19 protein-coding genes and 1 pseudogene are annotated in these 19267 nt (G+C 63.2%); 12 read left to right on the top strand and 8 right to left on the bottom strand.

Going from position 1 to position 19267, the window contains the following annotated elements; all coding sequences use genetic code 11:
* Positions 1 to 89 precede the first annotated feature (89 nt).
* Positions 90 to 1109: a Glu/Leu/Phe/Val dehydrogenase dimerization domain-containing protein gene (locus tag PRJ_RS23255; RefSeq protein ID WP_104962549.1), complete on the top strand. Its 1020-nt coding sequence runs from the start codon at positions 90 to 92 to the stop codon at positions 1107 to 1109.
* Between the two features lie 58 nt (positions 1110 to 1167).
* Here PRJ_RS23255 and PRJ_RS23250 read toward each other — a convergent pair whose 3' ends face one another.
* The 3 genes and pseudogenes from PRJ_RS23250 to PRJ_RS23240 form a co-directional block, all read right to left on the bottom strand.
* The gene (locus PRJ_RS23250; RefSeq protein ID WP_003251679.1) at positions 1168 to 1431 is read right to left on the bottom strand and encodes a YebG family protein; all 264 of its coding nucleotides are present in this window, start codon (positions 1429 to 1431) and stop codon (positions 1168 to 1170) included.
* A 261-nt stretch (positions 1432 to 1692) separates the two neighbouring features.
* Positions 1693 to 1947 (bottom strand): annotated as a pseudogene (locus tag PRJ_RS23245) (DUF3077 domain-containing protein); the annotation flags it as partial.
* Between the two features lie 154 nt (positions 1948 to 2101).
* Entirely contained in the window at positions 2102 to 2344 is a 243-nt protein-coding gene (locus PRJ_RS23240) for a hypothetical protein (protein WP_088513312.1), read from the bottom strand.
* Positions 2345 to 2792: 448 nt separating this feature from the next.
* On the opposite strand from PRJ_RS23240, the gene PRJ_RS23235 reads away from it, so the two are divergent.
* Positions 2793 to 3263, top strand: coding sequence for a phosphate-starvation-inducible protein PsiE (locus PRJ_RS23235; RefSeq protein WP_003251685.1), 471 nt, complete (start codon positions 2793 to 2795; stop codon positions 3261 to 3263).
* A 3-nt stretch (positions 3264 to 3266) separates the two neighbouring features.
* On the opposite strand, the gene PRJ_RS23230 is transcribed toward PRJ_RS23235, so the two are convergent.
* Entirely contained in the window at positions 3267 to 3557 is a 291-nt protein-coding gene (locus PRJ_RS23230; RefSeq protein WP_003251688.1) for a DUF3509 domain-containing protein, read from the bottom strand.
* Between the two features lie 120 nt (positions 3558 to 3677).
* Entirely contained in the window at positions 3678 to 4025 is a 348-nt protein-coding gene (locus tag PRJ_RS23225; RefSeq protein ID WP_014592331.1) for an HPF/RaiA family ribosome-associated protein, read from the bottom strand.
* 256 nt (positions 4026 to 4281) lie between these two features.
* Here PRJ_RS23225 and PRJ_RS23220 point away from each other — a divergent pair, with 256 nt between their 5' ends.
* The 6 genes from PRJ_RS23220 to PRJ_RS23195 all read left to right on the top strand — a co-directional run bounded on the left by PRJ_RS23220 (position 4282) and on the right by PRJ_RS23195 (position 10634).
* Positions 4282 to 4587, top strand: a complete 306-nt coding sequence (locus tag PRJ_RS23220; RefSeq protein ID WP_104962548.1) for a DUF3649 domain-containing protein — start codon at positions 4282 to 4284, stop codon at positions 4585 to 4587.
* A complete protein-coding gene (locus tag PRJ_RS23215) occupies positions 4584 to 6161 on the top strand; it encodes a PepSY domain-containing protein (RefSeq protein ID WP_104962547.1) in 1578 nt (525 codons plus the stop codon). The genes PRJ_RS23220 and PRJ_RS23215 overlap by 4 nt, the downstream gene beginning before the upstream one ends.
* The gene (locus PRJ_RS23210) at positions 6161 to 6487 is read left to right on the top strand and encodes a DUF3325 domain-containing protein (protein ID WP_104962546.1); all 327 of its coding nucleotides are present in this window, start codon (positions 6161 to 6163) and stop codon (positions 6485 to 6487) included. Before PRJ_RS23215 ends, PRJ_RS23210 begins: the two co-directional genes overlap by 1 nt.
* Positions 6488 to 6492: 5 nt before the next feature.
* Positions 6493 to 7068, top strand: coding sequence for an RNA polymerase sigma factor (locus PRJ_RS23205; RefSeq protein WP_076402252.1), 576 nt, complete (start codon positions 6493 to 6495; stop codon positions 7066 to 7068).
* Positions 7065 to 8045 carry a FecR family protein gene (locus tag PRJ_RS23200; RefSeq protein WP_104962545.1) on the top strand — a complete coding sequence of 327 codons (981 nt, stop codon included), beginning with the start codon at positions 7065 to 7067 and terminating at the stop codon, positions 8043 to 8045. The genes PRJ_RS23205 and PRJ_RS23200 overlap by 4 nt, the downstream gene beginning before the upstream one ends.
* A gap of 198 nt (positions 8046 to 8243) precedes the next feature.
* On the top strand, positions 8244 to 10634 hold the full coding sequence (locus PRJ_RS23195; protein ID WP_104962544.1) for a TonB-dependent siderophore receptor: 2391 nt from the start codon (positions 8244 to 8246) through the stop codon (positions 10632 to 10634).
* Between the two features lie 29 nt (positions 10635 to 10663).
* Here the strand turns inward: PRJ_RS23195 and PRJ_RS23190 are convergent, their stop codons facing one another.
* Positions 10664 to 11539 (bottom strand): helix-turn-helix domain-containing protein, encoded by an 876-nt coding sequence (locus tag PRJ_RS23190; protein ID WP_104962543.1) that lies wholly within the window; start codon positions 11537 to 11539, stop codon positions 10664 to 10666.
* Between the two features lie 185 nt (positions 11540 to 11724).
* On the opposite strand from PRJ_RS23190, the gene PRJ_RS23185 reads away from it, so the two are divergent.
* Positions 11725 to 12627: a DMT family transporter gene (locus PRJ_RS23185; protein WP_104887068.1), complete on the top strand. Its 903-nt coding sequence runs from the start codon at positions 11725 to 11727 to the stop codon at positions 12625 to 12627.
* 452 nt (positions 12628 to 13079) lie between these two features.
* Here the strand turns inward: PRJ_RS23185 and PRJ_RS23180 are convergent, their stop codons facing one another.
* Together PRJ_RS23180 and PRJ_RS23175 are read right to left on the bottom strand one after the other, a co-directional pair.
* Positions 13080 to 14054: a D-glycerate dehydrogenase gene (locus PRJ_RS23180; protein ID WP_020193821.1), complete on the bottom strand. Its 975-nt coding sequence runs from the start codon at positions 14052 to 14054 to the stop codon at positions 13080 to 13082.
* Positions 14055 to 14229: 175 nt separating this feature from the next.
* Positions 14230 to 15177 (bottom strand): LysR family transcriptional regulator, encoded by a 948-nt coding sequence (locus PRJ_RS23175; RefSeq protein ID WP_003251712.1) that lies wholly within the window; start codon positions 15175 to 15177, stop codon positions 14230 to 14232.
* A 192-nt stretch (positions 15178 to 15369) separates the two neighbouring features.
* On the opposite strand from PRJ_RS23175, the gene PRJ_RS23170 reads away from it, so the two are divergent.
* The 3 genes from PRJ_RS23170 to PRJ_RS23160 are packed head-to-tail and all read left to right on the top strand — an operon-like array spanning position 15370 to position 19263.
* The gene (locus PRJ_RS23170; RefSeq protein WP_104962542.1) at positions 15370 to 16899 is read left to right on the top strand and encodes an efflux transporter outer membrane subunit; all 1530 of its coding nucleotides are present in this window, start codon (positions 15370 to 15372) and stop codon (positions 16897 to 16899) included.
* Positions 16896 to 19073, top strand: a complete 2178-nt coding sequence (locus PRJ_RS23165; protein ID WP_003251716.1) for an FUSC family protein — start codon at positions 16896 to 16898, stop codon at positions 19071 to 19073. The genes PRJ_RS23170 and PRJ_RS23165 overlap by 4 nt, the downstream gene beginning before the upstream one ends.
* Positions 19063 to 19263, top strand: a complete 201-nt coding sequence (locus PRJ_RS23160; protein WP_003251718.1) for a DUF1656 domain-containing protein — start codon at positions 19063 to 19065, stop codon at positions 19261 to 19263. Before PRJ_RS23165 ends, PRJ_RS23160 begins: the two co-directional genes overlap by 11 nt.
* Positions 19264 to 19267 lie beyond the last annotated feature (4 nt).

Raw genomic sequence — 19267 nt, 5'->3', positions numbered from 1 at the left:
GCGCGTGGTTTCGTCCAGTGGTCCGGCGGCGGCGTCAACGCCGAGGCCGTGCCTATACTGGAAGGAGCACCTCGTAGGGGAGCCGGTCGATGTTCGCGCTGATGCAAAGCACCCGTACCCAGTCACTGCACCTGTTCAATGACCCGCCTACGGGCCTGAAAGCCGTTGTGGCAATCCACAGTGAGCATTTGGGCCCGGCCATGGGGGGGTGCCGCTACCTGCCTTATGCCGATGACGAAAGCGCCATGACCGACGCGATTCGCCTGGCCCAGGGCATGAGCTACAAGGCAGCACTGGCCGGCTTACCGATGGGGGGTGGCAAAGCGGTGATCATGCGCAACCCGCATGTGGAAAACCGCGCCGCGCTGTTCGAGGCCTTTGGCCGCTTCATCGATACTTTCCATGGCCGCTTCATTATCGCCGTGGACAGTGGCACCTCGACCTTGGACATGGACTGCATTGCCCACAGCACGCCCTACGTGACCAGCACCACTGCGTCGGGCGACCCATCGCCACATGCGGCGATGGGGGTGTTCGCGGGCATACGTGCCACAACCTCGTTCCGGCTGGGCAGCGATGACCTGAGAGGCTTGCGGATAGCGGTGCAGGGGTTGGGCAATGTCGGTTATGCACTGGCGGAGCAATTGCATGCGGTGGGCGCGGAGCTGCTGGTCAGCGACCTGGACCCGGGGCGGGTGCGGCTGGCGATGGAGCAGTTCGATGCCAAACCGGTGACCAACGATGCGTTGATCAGTACCCCTTGCGATATCTTTGCACCCTGCGGCGTGGGCCCGGTACTGAACGGGCAGAGCGTGATGCAACTGCGTTGTGCGGCAGTGGCGGGGGCGGCCAACAACCAGCTGACTACCTTGCAGGTGGCAGACCAACTGGAGTCGCGCGGCATATTGTATGCACCTGACTACGTGATCAATGCCGGTGGGCTGATCTATGTGGCTCTCACCCACCGTGGCGAAGACCAGCGCACGATTACTGCGCACCTGGCGCGGATCCCTTCACGGCTGACCGAAGTGTTTGGCCATGCGCAGGCGGAGAAGCGTTCGCCGGCAAGGGTGGCGCAGATGTTGGCGGAGCGGTTGTTGTATGGCTGAAGGTTGATGATGGCGTGGTGGGCCACTTCGCGGGTAAACACGCACCCCTCCAGCGATATCATTCGGCAGCAGTACCCTCAAGCAATTCGGCCAGCGCATCCGGCTGGCTTTTGAACGCCCGGGCGAACACATCGCGGTTCTTCGCCATGTAGATACCGGCTTCCTCGACCTGCTGCTCGGTCAGCGACGGCACCGCCTTGTGCAGCACTTCGGCCAGGCGCTCGGCCAGTTCGAGCATCTTGTCGTGACGGTCTGCTTCGGCCTTATCCATGAACAAGCGCTCCGGGTCGCGGCTGCTGCGGTACACCACTTCGACGGCCATTCATCACCTCTATGCCTTTTTGCTGGTTGCTTTGCGATTTACTGTATCTATATACAGTAATGGCAATGCGGGTTGGTTCGCAAGCAGAAATTGTATCGTGGCATAGACCGAGCGCTGCGGGTGCGCCTTTGCCAGGAACAATTGGCCCGAAATAGACGTAGGAGCGGGCTTGCCCGCGAATGCGGTGGCGGCTGCGACGGTGAATGACCGGGAGATATTGGCCGGCAGGTCCGGCCTATTCGCGGGTAAACCCGCTCCTACAATGCCCAAATCGGCATCATCCATCAGCGCCTTGGCCATGGCACTCAGATAATGGGCGGCCCAGATCATCATGGGCTTCTCCTCCATCAGGCCAGTAATGGTCAATTCACGCACATAGCCCATCAATTCCGACGACTGCTCGCGGGCGTCCCTGCAGGGGATGCCGGGCTCGATGCGGAACAGTGGATGGGTGCTGTTTTCGCCTTGATAGAAAGTGGTCTTGCCGACGGTGAATTGGGTGTCTTCTGTTGTCATTGTTCAATTCCCTGAAGTTTCTCGAGTGCCTGGCCGACCCTTTCGCGGGCATGCCCGCTCCCACAGGTACAGTGCAAGTCTTGAAGACTGTGGTGATCCTGTGGGAGCGGGCGAGCCCGCGAAAAGGCCGGCCCTCCCGGCACATTAACCAGCCTTAGTGCGAAGTCCTGGGCTCAGCGGGCATCTGCACCTGAACCAGTGCCGACTCAAGCAGAGCCCGCAGCGCCTCCAGCTCATGCATCGAGGTCATCATCAGGATCGAAACCGGTGACTTGGGCTGAAGCAGCAACGCCTGATGCACCACGGTGGCTGCGCACAACGCGTAGTCGGTGGCCTGGATCAGGGTGTCTTCGAGGGAATGGGGGTTATGGGGTGGATCGGGAACTACTTTCAGCATGGTGAAGGCCTGTTCAAAGTTGGGGCCACCACCTCCTGCTGTCAAACAATGAGGCGGCAGCTGTACATGGGTTGACAGACCGGTGAACAGAACCAAAAGCCGGCGCACACGAGGTGCCCCATGACAGCTGCCATAAAGGCAAAGCCATGTGGTTAGTTCAGGGCGGCCTGTCAAAGCCGGTCGCTGACTGGCAGCGACGACCCCAGACTAGTGCGCATGCCCGAACGCCACAATGGCAGGGAGTATCTTTGGGAAATACCCTACAAGGAAGGGGTTAAATCTGATTTTTCCCCAAGCACGGCGTGCTTTTTTGCAATGCGCTATGCCTCAAGGTGCCTTGCGGCAATCGGTCGCCTTCCAAGACAGGGGCTTGGCCCTTTAACTGCATGGCACAAGCGTCACATCAGCGACGCATCATCCTTAAAGACGTATCGGGGAATGGAACATCGTGAACATCAAATGGGCAGAAAAACTGCGCAAGGGCCTGCACGGCTCGGCCGACTCGCTGGGCAACCTGTGCGTCGAGGCGTTCCATTACCTGGCGCTGTTCGGCATTGGCGCCATCACCGCCTACGCGGCAGTGGTGACGTTCCTGGACATGCTGGGCAAGGGCGGGATCAGTGTCGATGACATCCTGCTGTTGTTCATCTACCTGGAGCTGGGGGCGATGGTGGGGATCTACTTCAAGACCAACCACATGCCGATCCGCTTCCTGCTGTACGTGGCAATCACCGCGCTCACTCGCCTGCTGATCGGCGATGTTTCGCATCACAAGGCACCGGATGAAGGGCTGCTGTACCTGTGCGGCGGCATCCTGCTGCTGGCGTTCTCGATCCTGGTGGTGCGCTACGCTTCGTACCGCTACCCCTCGACCAAGGTGCTGGACGCCAACGGCAAGGCAGTGGAGGAGGGCAAGTAGCCCTCAGTTGGCAATGAAATGGCGCGGCTCGTGGCGGGCGTCACGGGTCAGCGCGGCCAACACTTGCAGGGGGTTCTGGCTGAGTTCGATCGCAAGACCCAGGCGGATGCTGTCGATCACCCGTTGCAGGCGCACCGGGTCGTTGCGTTGGGCCGGGGTGATGAGGCGTTTGGCGACCACGCCGGCGTCGTCGGACAGGGTCAGCATGATGCTGCCGTCGAGGTTCGCAATGCTCAGGTTCACCCGGTATTCGGGGGCGAATGCAGCACTGATTCGTTCGAATGGGTTGTTCATGGTCTTGCTTCTGCGGTGAGTGATGCAGAGGTTGACCGGGACGTTCGCACGTTGGTTCAGCGCCATTTATCGGCACAAACGAAAACGCCCGGCTCAAGGCCGGGCGTTTTGCATTGCCGATCAGGCGTCCGGGTCACTCAGTTCCAAGGCGCCGCGCTTGCTGCGCAGCTTGCCGTAAAAGTGCTCCAGCGCGTGATTGAGCTTGGTGGCGGCACCGTCGACTGCCTGGTCCAGCGAACTGGCGGTGTGGGTCACGGAAATCGGTTGGTGGCCTTTCGGGCGAGCCTCCATCTGGCAGCGTTTGTCATGCGGTCCGGGCTTGACGCCGTTCTCGTCGCGCAGGTGAACCTCGATGCGGGTGAGGTCTTCTTCGTAACGTTCCAGCGAGTTCTGCAGTGTGCTGCGGACCCACTGGTCGAGCCGGGCGTTACCGTCGAAATCGTTGCTGCTGTTGACCTGGATTTGCATGATTCAATCCTTATTCAGCTTGCTCGCATGGAGACGCGCCTAGGCCCTTGAGACCCTTGGAATTTCTGCGCCTCTTGACTCTAAGGTCAGGCAACTGCGGAATGAATTCAAGCCCTTTTTGAAAATAAATTTCTTGTTGCAGATTGGCTGACTGCGGCATGCCGCTCCGTCGGCCAATCGGCTGGCGGGTTCTGGGCTTTGCTTATGAGAATTGAAATCATTATTATTGCAGCCTTTAAAACGCCCGGACCCCGCCATGACGCGCAAAACCGCTGGCCTTCCCCTCAGCTATCGCCTGGCCGTGACATCCCGTAGCCTGGCCGCGCTGCTGGGCGGCTACTTGCTGGCGTCGATGGCCAGTGTCTGTATTGCCTTGGTGGCGCCGTTGCCAAAGGTCGATGCCACGCTCACCGGTCTGTTGCTGTCGTTCGTCTTCTACCTGCTGGCGTTCATCTGGTGTTTTGCCTGCCGCAGCGCCTGGCGTGCCTGGTTGGGCGTATTGGCGCCAAGCCTGCTGCTGGGCGTGATCAGCGGCGTTGCCTACTGGATGAAAAACCCATGAAAGAAGGCTTCCGCCAGGCCATGGCCTGGCTGCACACCTGGACCGGCCTGATCTTCGGCTGGCTGTTGTTCGCCATCTTCCTTACCGGCACGCTGTCGTACTTCAAGGAAGAAATCACTCATTGGTCGCAACCTGAAGTGCGCAGCCATGCCCTAGACCCGATCAATAGCCTGGCGGTCGCTCAACGTTACCTGCAGGACAATGCAGGGCATTCGAGTACCTGGTTCATTCGCATGCCGAACGAACGGGAGGCCGCCTTGAGTGTGGGCTACCGCGACCCCAGTGGCGGCCCGCGTGGCTTCGTCAGGAAAACCCTCGATACCCAGACCGGCCAGCCGGTGGAAGCACGTGACAGCCGCGGTGGTGAGTTCTTCTACCGCTTTCACTTCCAGCTTCAGATGCCTTACCCGGTTGGCCGTTGGCTCTCGACGTTCTGCGCTTTCATCATGCTGCTGGGGTTGGTCACCGGCATCATTACCCACAAGAAGATCTTCAAAGAGTTCTTCACCTTCCGCCCTGGCAAGGGGCAGCGTTCCTGGTTGGACGGGCACAACGCCATCGGCGTGCTGGTGCTGCCGTTTCACCTGATGATCAGCTACAGCAGCCTGGTGCTGTTCATGTACATGGTGATGCCGGCGGGCATCATGGCCAGCTACGGCAATGACACCGACAAGTACTTCAACGACCTGTTTGGCCGCAACGATGCGCCCAAGGCGGCCCAGGTGGCCACACCGCTGGTAGCGCTGCCGAACCTGTACGCCAAGGTGCAGGAGCTGCAGCCGGGGGCGCGTGTCGGCAACATCCAGGTGCAGAACCCGGGCGACAGCAATGCCCGCGTCACCTTCACCCAATCGGCAGCCGACCACGTGGCTTATCGGCGTAGCGCCAACTGGACATTCGATGGGGCCAGTGGTGCGCTGTTGAGCCAGGGCAAGCCAGAGAGCGGGGTAATGATGACCGCCTTCAGTTTCGCTGGCCTGCACATGGGTAACTTTGCCGGGCCTTGGCTGCGCTGGCTGTACTTCTTCTTTGGCGTGGCCGGTACTGCGGTGATTGGTACCGGGTTGGTGATGTGGTTGGGCAAGCGCCAGCTCAAGCACGCCAAGAGCGGAGCTGTGCCAAGTGAGCTGCGCCTGGTCGAAGTGCTCAATATGGCCAGCATGAGCGGCTTGTTGCTGGCGGTGGCGAGCTTCTTCTGGGCCAACCGCCTGGTGCCCATGGCTGTCGAAGGCCGGGCCGACTGGGAGGTGAATGCTTTCTTCATCGCCTGGGGCCTGTCGCTGGTGCACGCCGTGCTGCGTAGCGGGCGCAAGGCCTGGGGCGAGCAACTGGCGCTGGGGGCGCTGGCCTTCGCGCTGCTGCCGTTGCTCAATGGCCTGACGACTGACCGGGGCTTGAACCATTCGGTGCTGGAGGGCGACTGGGCCATGGCCGGCTTCGATCTGACAGCCCTGGGGACCGGCCTGTTTCTGGCCTGGCTGGCTCGCAAGATGCTGGCCAGCCCCACGCCCGTAGCCAAGCGCGCGGCGCGTGCGACAAAAAAGCCGAGCATTGAAACGGTGGGGGCGAGCTGATGCTGGGTAACGCACTGATCGCCTTTGCAGGCTTCGTTGCCCTGTGCCTGGCGATGGAAAAGCACTTCAGCGACTTGCTCGGGCGCAAGCCGCGCCCGCGCCACTTGCACCTGTTGCGTGTCGCAGGTTGGCTGCTGCTGATACTGTCGCTGGTGCTCAGCGTGCACCAGCGTGGCTGGGCCATCGGCCTGGTGGAGTGGACCGCGGTGATGATGGCCGGGGTAACACTGTGGGTGTTCGGCCTGCCGTACCAGCCTCGTCTGCTGCTGGGCCTGGCCGCCGTCAGCGTGGTGCTGGGCCCGATACTCGCCGTATTTGCCGTGTGACCCCCGTGAGCGAGCCAGGGGATATCATCGAGCCTCACGCTGACAGCGCAGGCGCACGTGCACGTTTCGTCCAGGTGTTCCAGGCCCAGCGTGCGCGTATGGAGGCGTTGGTAAACCGTCGGGTCGGCTGCCGCGCCACCGCTTCGGACCTGGTCCAGGAGTTGTTCCTGCGTTTCTGGCGTCGCCCCGAGGTCAAGGTCGAGGCGCTGGACACTTACCTGCTGCGTTGCGCGGGCAACCTGGCCATAGACCACCTGCGCAGCGAAAGTAGCCGCGAACGCGTGGCCGAAGCCGCTGTGCCGGTGAGCGAGGCGAGCCTGGCCCAGGCCCCTGAGCAGGCCGTGGAGGTTGACCACGACTTGCAGCGTATCGAGGCCACCTTGCGTGCCTTGCCCGAGCGCACCCGGCAGATCTTCCTGCTCAACCGCATTCACGGCTGCAAGTACAGCGAAATCGCCAAAGCCATGCAGCTGTCACAGAGCGCCGTGGAAAAGCATATGATGCGCGCCCTCGAAGCGTGCAAGGCGAGTGTTGCCGAGCCCGCGTCCACCCCACGCCGGCCAGGGAGCGCCCGTCGATGAGCCGTTTACCGCCGATCACCGAAGCGCAGTTTCAGGCTGCCCTGCAATGGTTCAACCGGATCAACGAGCAACCCGGGCAAGCCGAAGGCGCGGCATTCAAGCGCTGGTTGCTGGCCGACCCCGCACACCGCGCAGCCTACGACCAGGCCCAGGTGCTTTGGCAGAAAAGCGCCGCCCCGGCAGCGCGGCTGGCGGACGAAGAACAGGACGCCCTGCAGCGCTACCTCGATACCATGGCCAGACCACCGGCGCGTGGCGGCTGGCGGCGGGTGGCAGGGCTGGCGATGGCAGCCTGCCTGGTGCTGGCCGTGGGCGTCGCGGGTGGTTGGCACCCAGGGTACTGGTTGCAGGACCTGCAGGCGGACTACCGCAGTGCCGGGCAGATTCGCCAGGTGACCTTGGCCGACCAGTCGCAGGTGACGCTTGATGCAGGTAGCGCCATTGCGGTCGATTTCGCCCAGGGTGAGCGCCGTGTGCGGTTGCTGCATGGCGCGGCGTTCTTCGAAGTTACCCATACCGGTGAGCCGTTCCTGGTGGAAGCTGCCGGCGGCGAAGTGCGGGTGCTCGGCACCCAGTTCGAGGTGCGTGAGCAAGGCGAGGGTGCCCAGGTGACGGTGCGCAGTGGGCGTGTGGGCGTCAGCCCCGCACAGGGCATGTTGGCGCGAGAACTGACTGCCAACCAGCAGCTGACCTACCGCGCAGGCAGGGTAGGCGACACCCTGGCGGTGGACAGTGACAACCGCCTGGCCTGGCGCCAGGGGTGGCTGAACTATTACCAGGTGCCGCTGGCGCAGGTGATTGAAGACCTTGGGCGTTATTACCCGGGGCGTATCCTGTTGCTCGATGGTGACCTGGGGCAGCGCAAGGTCAGCGGCAGCTTCCCGGTGGCCGAGCCGCTGCTGGCGCTGGATTCGCTGGGCAAGGTGATGGGTTTTTCAAGGCAGACCGTGTTGGGGCGTTTGACCCTGGTTCGGTAGTTGCCCGTGCCGGCCTCTTCGCGGGTAAACCCGCACCTACACCGTTGCGCGCCCCCTGTAGGAGCGGGTTCACCCGCGAAGAGGCCGGCACAGCAAAAAATATTTCCAGGCACAGGTGAGGTAACAGCACGTGGCATCCGTGTAATGAGTGAAAGTGCGATTGATTCGCAATAATCACCCCCTCACAGGTCTGCGTCCATGAAGTTCTCCCCGCGTTGCGTCCCTCTCTGGTTCGGCCTTGCTGCGCTCCCGGCCTTCGCTGTCGCCCCCCTGGCAAGCGCGGCCGAGCAGCTGCAGGCCTATGCCTTCGCCCAGCCGGCCCAACCCTTGGCCCAGGCCCTGAACGCCTTCAGCCGCACCACTGGCCAGAGCGTGGTCTACACCCTTGAGCTGCAAGGCGTGCAAGCGCCAGCGCTGAATGGTCGGTTCAGCGCTGAGCAGGCGCTGCAACAACTGCTGGGCAACGCTGGGCTGGCCTGGCGCCGCGTCGACGCACGTACTCTGACCCTCGAACCTGCAGACACCTCCGGTGCCCTCAACCTGCAGGCCACCACCGTGACCTCGCAACTGGACGACTACAGCTACCAGCCCCCGGCCAGCGCTTCGATCATGCGCGGGCAGGGCCCGAGCCAGGACATCCCCCAGGCAATCAACGTGGTACCGGCCCAGGTCATCCGCGACCAGGCCCCGCGCAACCTTGATGACGCCCTGGCCAACGTCAGCGGCATTACCCAGGGCAACAACTTCGGCGGCACGTCCGACACGGTGATGAAACGTGGCTTCGGCGACAACCGAGACGGTTCGATCATGCGCGATGGCATGCCCGTGGTGCAGGGCCGCAACCTCAACGCCAGCACCGAGCGGGTCGAAGTGCTCAAGGGCCCTGCCTCGCTGCTGTACGGTATCCAGGACCCGGGTGGGGTCATCAACGTGGTCAGCAAGCGTCCGCAGTTGCAGCAGTACAACGCCCTGACCGTGCGCGGCTCGACCTATGGCAGCGGCAAGAACGGCAGCGGTGGCGGGCTCGACAGCACGGGCGCACTGGGTGACAGCAACTTCGCCTACCGCCTGATCGTCGACCACGAAGACGAGGACTACTGGCGCAACTACGGCGTGCACCGCGAATCGCTGGTGGCGCCGTCGCTGGCCTGGCTGGGCGAAGACACCCAGGTGGTGCTGGCCTACGAGCACCGTGAGTTTCTCTATCCCTTTGACCGTGGCACCGCGTTCGGCAACAACGGCCACCCGCTGAATATCCCTGCCACGCGCCGCCTGGACGAGCCGTTCAACGACATGGAAGGGCGCTCCGACCTGTATCGCCTGGAAGTCGACCATCAGTTGGCCGATGACTGGAAGCTGCACTTCGGCTACAGCTTCAATCGTGAGACCTACGATGCCAGCCAGGTTCGCGTGACCGGCGTCAACGAAACCCAAGGCACGCTGACACGCAGCATCGACGGCACCCACAACGCCATGAGCCGTGACCAGTTCGTGACCCTGAGCCTCAATGGCAATGTCGAGCTGGCGGGGATGCAGCATGACCTGCTGTTCGGCATCGACCATGAAGACCGCAAGATCTTTCGCGGTGACCTGATTCGCCAGACACCACAGTCCACGTTCAGTTATCTGGACCCGGTCTACGGACAGGAAGTGGAGGGCACCAACGTACGAGCCAGCGACAGCGACCAGACCGACAAGCTGCGCACCGATGCGCTGTTCGTGCAGGACGCGCTGCACCTCGATGAGCACTGGATCCTTGTTGCAGGTGCGCGTTTCCAGCAGTACGACCAGTACGCTGGCCGCGGTCGCCCGTTCAAGGCCAATACCGACATCAGTGGCCAGGCCTGGGTACCCCACGCCGGTATCGTTTACAAAGTCGACGACCAGCTCTCGTTCTATGGCAGCTACAGCGAGTCGTTCAAGCCCAACTCGACCATCGCGCCGCTGACCGGCAATGTCGTGCTCGATTCCTCGGTGGCACCTGAGGAGGGCAAGTCGTGGGAGCTGGGCGCCAAGCTCGACATGCCAGGCCGCATCACAGGCACCCTGGCATTGTTCGATATCACCAAGCGCAATGTACTGGTCTCGAACTTTGACGCCGTCACAAGCGAGACGGTCTACAGCAATGCGGGTGAGGTCAGTTCACGCGGTGTGGAACTCGACGTGACCGGCCAGCTCAGCGAGCGCTGGAGCCTGATCGGCAGCTATGCACTGACCGATGCCAAGGTCACCAAGGACCCTGATCTTGAGGGCAATCGCCTGCAGAACGTGGCCCGGCACAGCGGCTCGCTGTCGGCGGTGTATGACTTTGGCAGCCTGTTCGGGGGGGACCGGCTGCGCTTCGGTGCCGGCGCCCGTTATGTGGGCGAGCGTTCGGGTAACGCGACCAACACCTTTGACCTGCCGAGCTATACCGTTGCCGATGCGTTTGCCACTTATGAAACCAAACTCGACGAACACAACGTGCGCCTGCAACTGAACGTGAAGAACCTGTTCGACAAGGTGTATTACAGCTCGGCGGTGAACCAGTACTTTGTGGCAATTGGCGATGCGCGGCAGGTCAGTTTGTCGAGCACCTTCGAGTTCTAGGTAAATGGGGCCGCAGAGCGGGCGCTTTTTCAGGTGAAAAAGGCCTTGCGGTATTCGCCAGGTGTGGCCCCCAGGGCTTGGCGAAACCGGTTGCTGAAATGGCTGGCACTGGCAAACCCGCACAACAAGGCAATCTCCCCCAGCGGTAACACGCCCAGCCGCAACAGCTGGCATGCCCGGTGCAGCCGCCGGGCCAGCAGATACTGGTGCGGCGGGAGCCCGAAACTGGCGCTGAACATGCGCGCAAAGTGGTATGCGGACAGATTGCAGCGCAGCGCTAGCTCGTCCAGGGTGATGGGCTGGTCCAGGTGTGCCTCGATGTAGTCGACCAGCTGCCGGCGCAGGTTTGGCGCCAGCCCGCCTTTCAGGCGCAGGCCTTGGCGCAACCCGACCTGGCTGAGCAGCGCATGGTCCACGATCTCGTGCGCCAGGCTGCTGGCCAGCAGGCGCTCGCCGGGCTCGTCCCAGTCCAGCTGGATCAATTGACGGAAGCGGCCAGCCTGCTGCGGGTCGTCCAGAAAGGTCGCTTCCTGCAGTTGCAGCTCGCGCGGTTCCCGGTCGAGCAGGCGCACACAGCCCAGGGCAAACTGCGCCTCGCTGACATACAGGTGTGCCAGGCGGATCGCGCCATTGACGACCCAGTTCGATTCCTGCCCGGCCGGCATCACGCACAGCTTGTCGGGCGCACCTTTGTCGGCCGGGCGCTGGCGGCGGAAGGTGCCGGTGCCGTCGGCGATGTAGCACGACAGGGTGTGATGGCTAGGCGCCTGGTAGTCGCGCACATCGTCACGGTTGCTCCACAAGGCCGCCGCCAGTCCGTCGCCCAGGTGCGCGCTCAGCTCCAGCCTGGCGTTGGGCGAGGCATGCATGGCGTTGAACACTTGCAACTGGGTGAGTGGCGTCATTGGCGGGTCCTCTTGCCTGCCATCCTACTGCGCCCAGGATCGAGTGACATCCACCGGCGCAAGAAAAGCGCAAGTTCGTGCAAGCAGCCAGAGGCCGATCGAAAGAACACTGGTGATCCCTGTAGGAGCGGGTTTACCCGCGAAGCGCCGGGCACCGATTTCCAAAGGCCCAAGGAACCGCCACCATGAACCTGTCACTCTACCTGCTCACCGTCCTGATCTGGGGCACCACCTGGATCGCCCTGAAACTCCAGCTAGGCGTGGTCGCGATCCCGGTTTCGATCGTCTACCGCTTCGCCCTGGCCGGCCTGATCCTGTTTGCTTTCCTGTTGATTACCCGCCGGCTGCAACCCATGAACCGCCGTGGCCACCAGATCTGCCTGGCCCAGGGCCTGTGCCTGTTCTGCGTCAACTTTATCTGCTTCCTCAGCGCCAGCCAGTGGATCGCCAGCGGCCTGATCGCGGTGGTGTTCTCAACCGCCACACTGTGGAACGCGCTTAACGCCCGCATTTTCTTTGGCCAGAAAATCGCCAGCAATGTGCTTGGCGGTGGAGCCCTGGGCCTGCTCGGCCTGGGCCTGCTGTTCTGGCCGGAGCTGTCGCATCACGCAGCCAGCCGCGAAACGCTGTACGGCCTTGGCTTGGCCCTGTTGGGCACGCTGTGCTTCTCGGCCGGCAACATGCTGTCGAGCATGCAGCAGAAGGCCGGGCTCAAGCCGATGACGACCAATGCCTGGGGCATGGTCTATGGGGCGGTGATGCTGGCGGTGTTCTGTGTGGTCAGCGGCGTACCGTTCAGCATGGAGTGGAATGCGCGCTATATCGGTTCACTGCTGTACCTGGTGGTGCCGGGGTCGGTGATTGCTTTCACTGCCTACCTGACGTTGGTCGGGCGCATGGGCCCGGAGCGGGCAGCTTACTGCACGGTGCTGTTCCCGTTGGTGGCGTTGAATGTGTCGGCGGTGGCCGAGGGTTATCAGTGGACGGCGCCGGCCTTGCTCGGCTTGGTGGCGGTAATGGCGGGGAATGTGCTGGTGTTTCGCAAGCCCCGGGCCAGGGGGGCTGAGGGTGTTGTGGTCGCCAAATAGGTGATGGGTTGCCTGGGCGGGCCCTTTCGCGGGTAAACCCGCTCCTACAGGGCAGTGCACACCCGTTGTAGGAGCGGGTTTACCCGCGAAGAGGCCAGCACAGGCACTCCAAATCGTAGGAGCGGGTTTACCCGCGAAGGGGCCAGCACAGGCACCCCAAATCGTAGGAGCGGGTTTACCCGCGAAGGGGCCCGCACAGGCACTCCAAATCGTAGGGGCGGGTTTCCCCGCGAAGAGGCCAGCACAGGCACTCCAAATCGTAGGAGCGGGTTTCCCCGCGAAGAGGCCAGCACAGGCACTCCAAATCGTAGGAGCGGGTTTACCCGCGAAGGGGCCAGCACAGGCACTCCAAATCGTAGGGGCGGGTTTCCCCGCGAAGAGGCCACCCCAGCACTCCAAATCGTAGGAGCGGGTTTACCCGCGAAGAGGCCAGCACAGGCACTCCAAAACGGTCAGCCCTTCCACACCTGCGGGTTCACCAGGTCCCGCGGCCGCTCGCCCAGCAGCGCCGCACGCAGGTTGTCGATCGCCCGGTTGGCCATGGCCTCACGGGTCTCGGCAGTAGCCGAGCCAATGTGCGGCAAGGTCAGCGCATTGGGCAGCTTGAACAGCGGCGAGTCGCTCAGCGGTTCCTTCTCGTACACATCCAGGCCTGCGCCCCGAATGGTGCCCGCCTGCAGCGCCTCGATCAGCGCCGCCTCATCCACCACCGGCCCACGGGCAATGTTGATCAGGAACGCGCTCGGCTTCATCAGCTTCAGCTCGCGGCTGCTGATCAGCTTGCGGGTGGCATCGGACAACGGCACCACGATGACCACGAAGTCGGCTTCGGCCAGCAATTGATCCAGGCTGCGGAACTGCGCGCCCAGCTCCTGCTCCAGCGCGGTCTTGCGGCTGTTGCCGCTGTACAGGATCGGCATGTTGAAGCCGAAGCGGCCACGGCGTGCCACTGCTGCACCAATGTTGCCCATGCCGACGATGCCCAGGGTCTTGCCATGCACATCGCTGCCGAAGTGGGCCGGGCCCACGGTGGCCTGCCAGTTGCCGGCCTTGGTCCAGGCATCCAGCTCGGCGGTGCGCCGGGCGCAGCCCATGATCAGCGAGAAGCCCAGGTCGGCGGTGCTTTCGGTCAGTACGTCGGGGGTGTTGGTCAGGGCGATGCCGCGCTCGTTGAAGTAGTCGAGGTCGTAGTTGTCATAGCCGACCGACACGCTGGACACCACCTCCAGCCTGGCTGCACCTTCAAGCTGCGCCCGGCCGAGCTTGCGGCCAACGCCGATCAGGCCATGGGCTTCGGGCAGGGCTTCGTTGAACTGGGCGCTGATGTCGCCGAGCTTGGGGTTGGGCAGGATCACGTTGAAGTCTTGCTGCAGGCGTTCGGCCATGGCCGGGGTGATACGGCTGAAGGCCAGGACGGTCTTTTTCATCGGGCAACTTCTCTGCAAGGCGGGGTGGGGCTGTGCTGGTCCCTTCGCGGGCAAGCCCGCTCCTACGGGGGGGCGCGGTGCCTTGTAGGAGCGGGCTTGCCCGCGAAGGTGCCGGAACAGGCGAAATCAATGGTTAGCAACCTACCATTGTCCGCCCCCGCATTGCAGCAGCTTTTTAGTTGGCGATCAGCACCTGATGGGTTTTCAGGTCTGCCTCATGCGCGGCAAGAATCTCTGGCAGCGAGTTGCGCAGGTACTCGACCCAGGTCTTGATCTTGGCATCCAGATACTGCCGCGAAGGATAGATGGCATACAGGTTCAGCTCCTGCAGGCGATATTCGGGCAGCACCCGTACCAGGCTACCGTCCCGCAGGCCCTCGATAGCCGAATAGATCGGCAGCACGCCTACGCCCATGCCACTGCGGATCGCAGTCTTCATGGCATCGGCGGTGTTCACCATGAACGGCGAACTGGTGATGTTGACCATCTCTTGGCCTTCCGGGCCATCGAACAGCCATTTCTCCAGCGGTATCACCGGGCTGACCATGCGCAGGCAGGCGTGCTTGAGCAGGTCGGCAGGCTTGTGCGCCACGCCATGCTGGGCGATGTAGGCGGGCGAGGCACAGACAATGCTGTAGGTGATGCCCAGGCGCTGCGAAACGAACCCCGAGTCGGGCAGTTCGGTGGCCAGCACGATGGAGACGTCATAACCCTCGTCGAGCAGGTCGGGCACGCGGTTGGCCATGGTCAAATCGAAGGTCACGTCCGGGTGCGTTTCGCGGTAGCGGGCGATGGCATCGACCACGAAGTGCTGGCCGACCCCGGTCATCGAATGCACCTTCAACTGCCCGGCCGGGCGCGCATGGGCGTCGCTGGCTTCGGCCTCGGCTTCTTCGACGTAGGTAAGAATCTGTTCGCAACGCATCAGGTAGCGCTTGCCGGCTTCGGTCAGCGCAATGCGGCGGGTGGTACGGTTGAGCAGCCTTGTTTGCAGATGGGCTTCCAGGTTGGAGACCGCCCGCGACACGTTCGCGGTGGTCGTATCCAGTTGCGCCGCAGCGGCAGTGAAGCTGCCGAGTTGGGCTACGCAACTGAAAGCACGCATGTTTTGCAGGGTGTCCATGGGTCACTCTCGAGGTAGAGGACAAAATTGTGTCACGAAGTAACTTGGAAAAGAGAAAAAGTTGCCTTCGACCAAAGGCGGATTATCGCTGTTTTGGTAACAAAGATTCGCAGGAATCTGTGCTTATCGCCAGTGCTGCCGCCCCCTAGAATTGCCCGGCCCCCTTCACCTCTTCCTCGGGAAATCGCAGCTGTGCCGCGTCGCATCATCAGAACGCTCAAGGCGTTCAGTGCCTGTGCCCTTGCCCTCAACTTGAGCGGCTGTATCGGAACCTGGGGCATTGCCCCGCAAAGCAAGACGCTGCAAGCCAATACCTTGACCACCGACGCGGCCATTCGCGAAGCCGCGACCGACGCCCACTGGCCTGACCAGCAGTGGTGGCACGCCTATGGCGACCCGCAGCTGGACCGCTGGATTGCCCTGGCCGTGGCCGGTAGCCCGAGCCTGGCCATGGCTGCGGCGCGGGTGCGCGAAGCCAAGGCCATGGCCGGTGTGGTCGAGTCGGCGGAAAAGCTCCAGGCCAACGGCCAGGCCACGCTCAAGCGCCACAACTGGCCGGAAGACCAGTTCTATGGCCCTGGCGCGCTGTCCGGTGCCAACACCTGGGACAACAACGCTGCCATCGGCTTCAGCTACGCCCTCGACTTGTGGGACCGTGAACGCAATGCCAGCGAGCAGGCCGTGGACCAGGCGCACATGAGCGTGGCCGAAGCCCGCCAGGCGCAGCTGGAACTGCAGAACAATGTGGTGCGTGCCTACATCCAGTTGAGCCTGCATTTTGCCCAGCGCGATATCGTCAAGGCCGAGCTGGAGCAGCAAGAACAGATCCTGGCTTTGGCCAAGCGCAGGCTGGATGCTGGCATCGGCACCCACTTCGAAGTCAGCCAGGCCGAAGCGCCGCTGCCGGAAACCCACCGCCAGCTCGACAGCCTGAACGAAGAGATTGCCCTGACCCGCAACCAGCTGGCGGCACTGGCAGGCAAGGGCCCGGGCGAAGGCGCCCAGTTGCAGCGCCCGACCCTGGCGCTGGCTGCACCGCTGAAGCTGCCGTCGAACCTGCCGGCCGAATTGGTTGGCCAGCGCCCCGACGTAGTTGCCAGCCGCTGGCAGGTGGCCGCGCAGGCGCGGGGTATCGACGTCGCCCACGCCGGCTTCTTCCCCAACGTGGACCTGGTCGGCAGCCTGGGCTTCATGGCCACTGGCGGTGGGCCGCTGGAGTTCCTGACCGGGCGCAAGTTCAACTACAACGTCGGCCCGGCCATCAGCCTGCCGATCTTCGACGGTGGCCGTTTGCGCTCGCAGCTGGGCGTGGCCTCCGCCGGCTATGACGTGGCCGTGGCGCGCTACAACCAGACTGTGGTCGGTGCGCTGAAAAACATCTCCGACCAGTTGATCCGCCGCGAGTCGATGAAAGAACAGTCGCACTTCGCCGCCGAATCGGTTGCTGCCGCGCAGAAAACCTACGACATCGCCATGGTCGCGTTCCAGCGCGGCCTTACCGACTACCTGAACGTACTCAACGCGCAGACCTTGCTGTTCCGCCAGCAGCAGGTGCAGCAGCAGGTGCAGGCCGCCCGCCTGATTGCCCATGCCGAGCTGGTCACCGCCCTGGGTGGTGGCCTGCAGGCCGGTCAGGATGCGCCGAAAGAGGAACGCCAGGCAGCACCGAAGACCCCGGCCACCCTGGCCATTTTCGACAAGAAGCCGGATAACGCCGAATGAGCACTTCCAGTTTGCCCGTGCGCTGGCTGCAAAGCCTGGAATGGCGCCGGGGCTTCTTTGCCTGGGCGCGCACCGACGGCGTGACCTGGGTGTACATCTTCAAGGTGCTGGCCGCTGCGTTCATCACCTTGTGGTTGGCCATGCGCCTGGAGCTGCCGCAACCGCGTACAGCGATGATCACTGTTTTCATCGTCATGCAGCCGCAAAGCGGGCATGTGTTCGCGAAAAGCTTCTATCGGGTGCTCGGCACCCTGGCCGGCTCGGCGATGATGGTGGCGCTGATTGCCATCTTTCCGCAGAACACTGAGCTGTTTCTGCCCAGCCTGGCCCTGTGGGTGGGCCTGTGCTCGGCCGGTGCCATGCGCTACCGCACCTTCCGCGCCTATGGTTTCGTGCTGGCCGGCTACACCGCAGCGATGATTGGCCTGCCGGTGCTGCAACACCCCGACCAGGCCTTCATGGCAGCGGTATGGCGGGCGCTGGAAATTGCCCTGGGGATTCTGGTGTCGACCTTCGTCAGTGCCGCGATCCTGCCGCAGTCGGCCAGTGCCGCAATGCGCAACGCCCTCTACCAGCGCTTTGGCGTGTTTGCCGGGGTGGTGGTGGAGGCCCTGCGTGGCGACAGTCAAAAGGACCGCTTCGAGAGCAGCAACGTGCGCTTCGTGGCAGAGGCCGTGGGCCTCGAGAGCCTGCGCAACGTCACCGCTTTCGAAGACCCGCACATGCGCCGTCGCAGTGGCCGGCTGGTGCGCATGAACAGCGAGTTCATGGCCATCACCACCCGCTTCAATGCCTTGCACCGCTTGCTGGAGCGCCTGCGTGCCCGTGGCCCTCTGCAGATCGTCAGTGCCATCGAACCGGGCCTGAACACCCTGGTGGAGTTGCTGCAGCCCTATGTGGGCCGGGCGTTGACTGACGCCGATGCGCTGCGCCTGACCCTGGAGCTGGCCGCCTACAAGGAAGGCCTGCAGGCCCAGGTGCGGGGGCTGCGGGCTGAGTACCTGGCAACGGACCCCAGCGAATCCGACCTGCTCGATTTCCATACCGCGTTCGAGCTGCTGTACCGCTTCGTCGACGAGATGTTGAGCTACGCCGAAACCCATGCCTCGCTGGCCGCGCACAAGCATGAGCGCGAGCAGTGGGACGAACCCTACGTGGCGCAGACCAGCTGGTTGGTATCGCTGGCGGCCGGTGTGCGCGCCTCGGCAGTGCTGTTGCTGCTGGGCAGTTACTGGCTGCTCAGCGATTGGCCCAGCGGCGCCATGATGACCCTGATCGCCACGGTCACCGTATGCCTTTCGGCAGCGTCACCCAACCCCAAGCGCATGTCGTTCCAGATGGCTTGCGGCACGGCCATCGGCGCTTTTGTCGGCTTCTTCGAAACCTTCTTCGTGTTCCCCTGGATCGACGGTTTCCCGCTGCTGTGCATGGTGCTGGCGCCCGTGTTCGTGCTGGGCGCGTTTCTTTCGTCGCGCCCTGCCTACGCCGGTTATGGCATCGGCCTGCTGGTGTTCTTCGCGATTGGTTCGGTGCCGAACAACCTCACCGTTTATGACCCGTACACCTTCATCAACGACTACATCGGCATGGTGATCGGCATGTTCGTCTGTGCCGCCGCCGGGGCGATCATCCTGCCGCCCAACAGCCGCTGGCTGTGGAGCCGCCTGGAGCAGGCGTTGCGCGAGCAGGTGCTGTTCGCGATCAGCGGCCGCCTGCGCGGTCTGGGCTCGGCCTTCGAAAGCCGCACCCGCGACCTGCTGCACCAGGCCTATGGCCTGGCGGCCGGCAAGCCGCAGGTGCAAAGCCAGCTGATGGGCTGGATGTTCACCGTGCTGGAGATCGGCCACGCCGTCATCGAGCTGCGCAAGGAGCAAGCCCGCGCCCCGGTGCACCCGGCCTATGCCGAGTCGCAGCCATGGCGCCAGGCAATCCGTGTCATGGGCCGTGCACTGACCCGGCTGTTCCTGCAGCCCAGCGCCAGCAACCACGAACGCGCACTGGTGGCGGTAGACCACGCCATCGCCCGCGTGCAGGCCACCGACGAGCCATTCGCCCGGCACTTCGACACCTCGGTGCTGCGCCGCGTGCAAAGCTACCTGCACTTCATCCGTACTTCCCTGCTGGACCCACAGTCGCCACTGGCACCGGCGAAAGGATTGCACCATGCCCCGTGAGATCGCCTTCCATGGCGTGTACATGCCCACCATGACCTTGATGTTCCTGTTTGCCCTGGGCCTGGCCTGGGGCCTGGACCGGTTCATTGCCAGCCATGATGGCTACCGCTTCTTCTGGCACCCGGCGTTGCTGCGCCTGAGCCTGTTCGTCTGCTTGTTCGGCGCCATGGCGCTGTCTGTCTACTGGTGAGAAT

The organism is Pseudomonas sp. XWY-1, from assembly GCF_002953115.1.
Taxonomy (GTDB): domain Bacteria; phylum Pseudomonadota; class Gammaproteobacteria; order Pseudomonadales; family Pseudomonadaceae; genus Aquipseudomonas; species Aquipseudomonas alloputida.
This window is presented reverse-complemented; position numbering and strand designations above follow the sequence as displayed.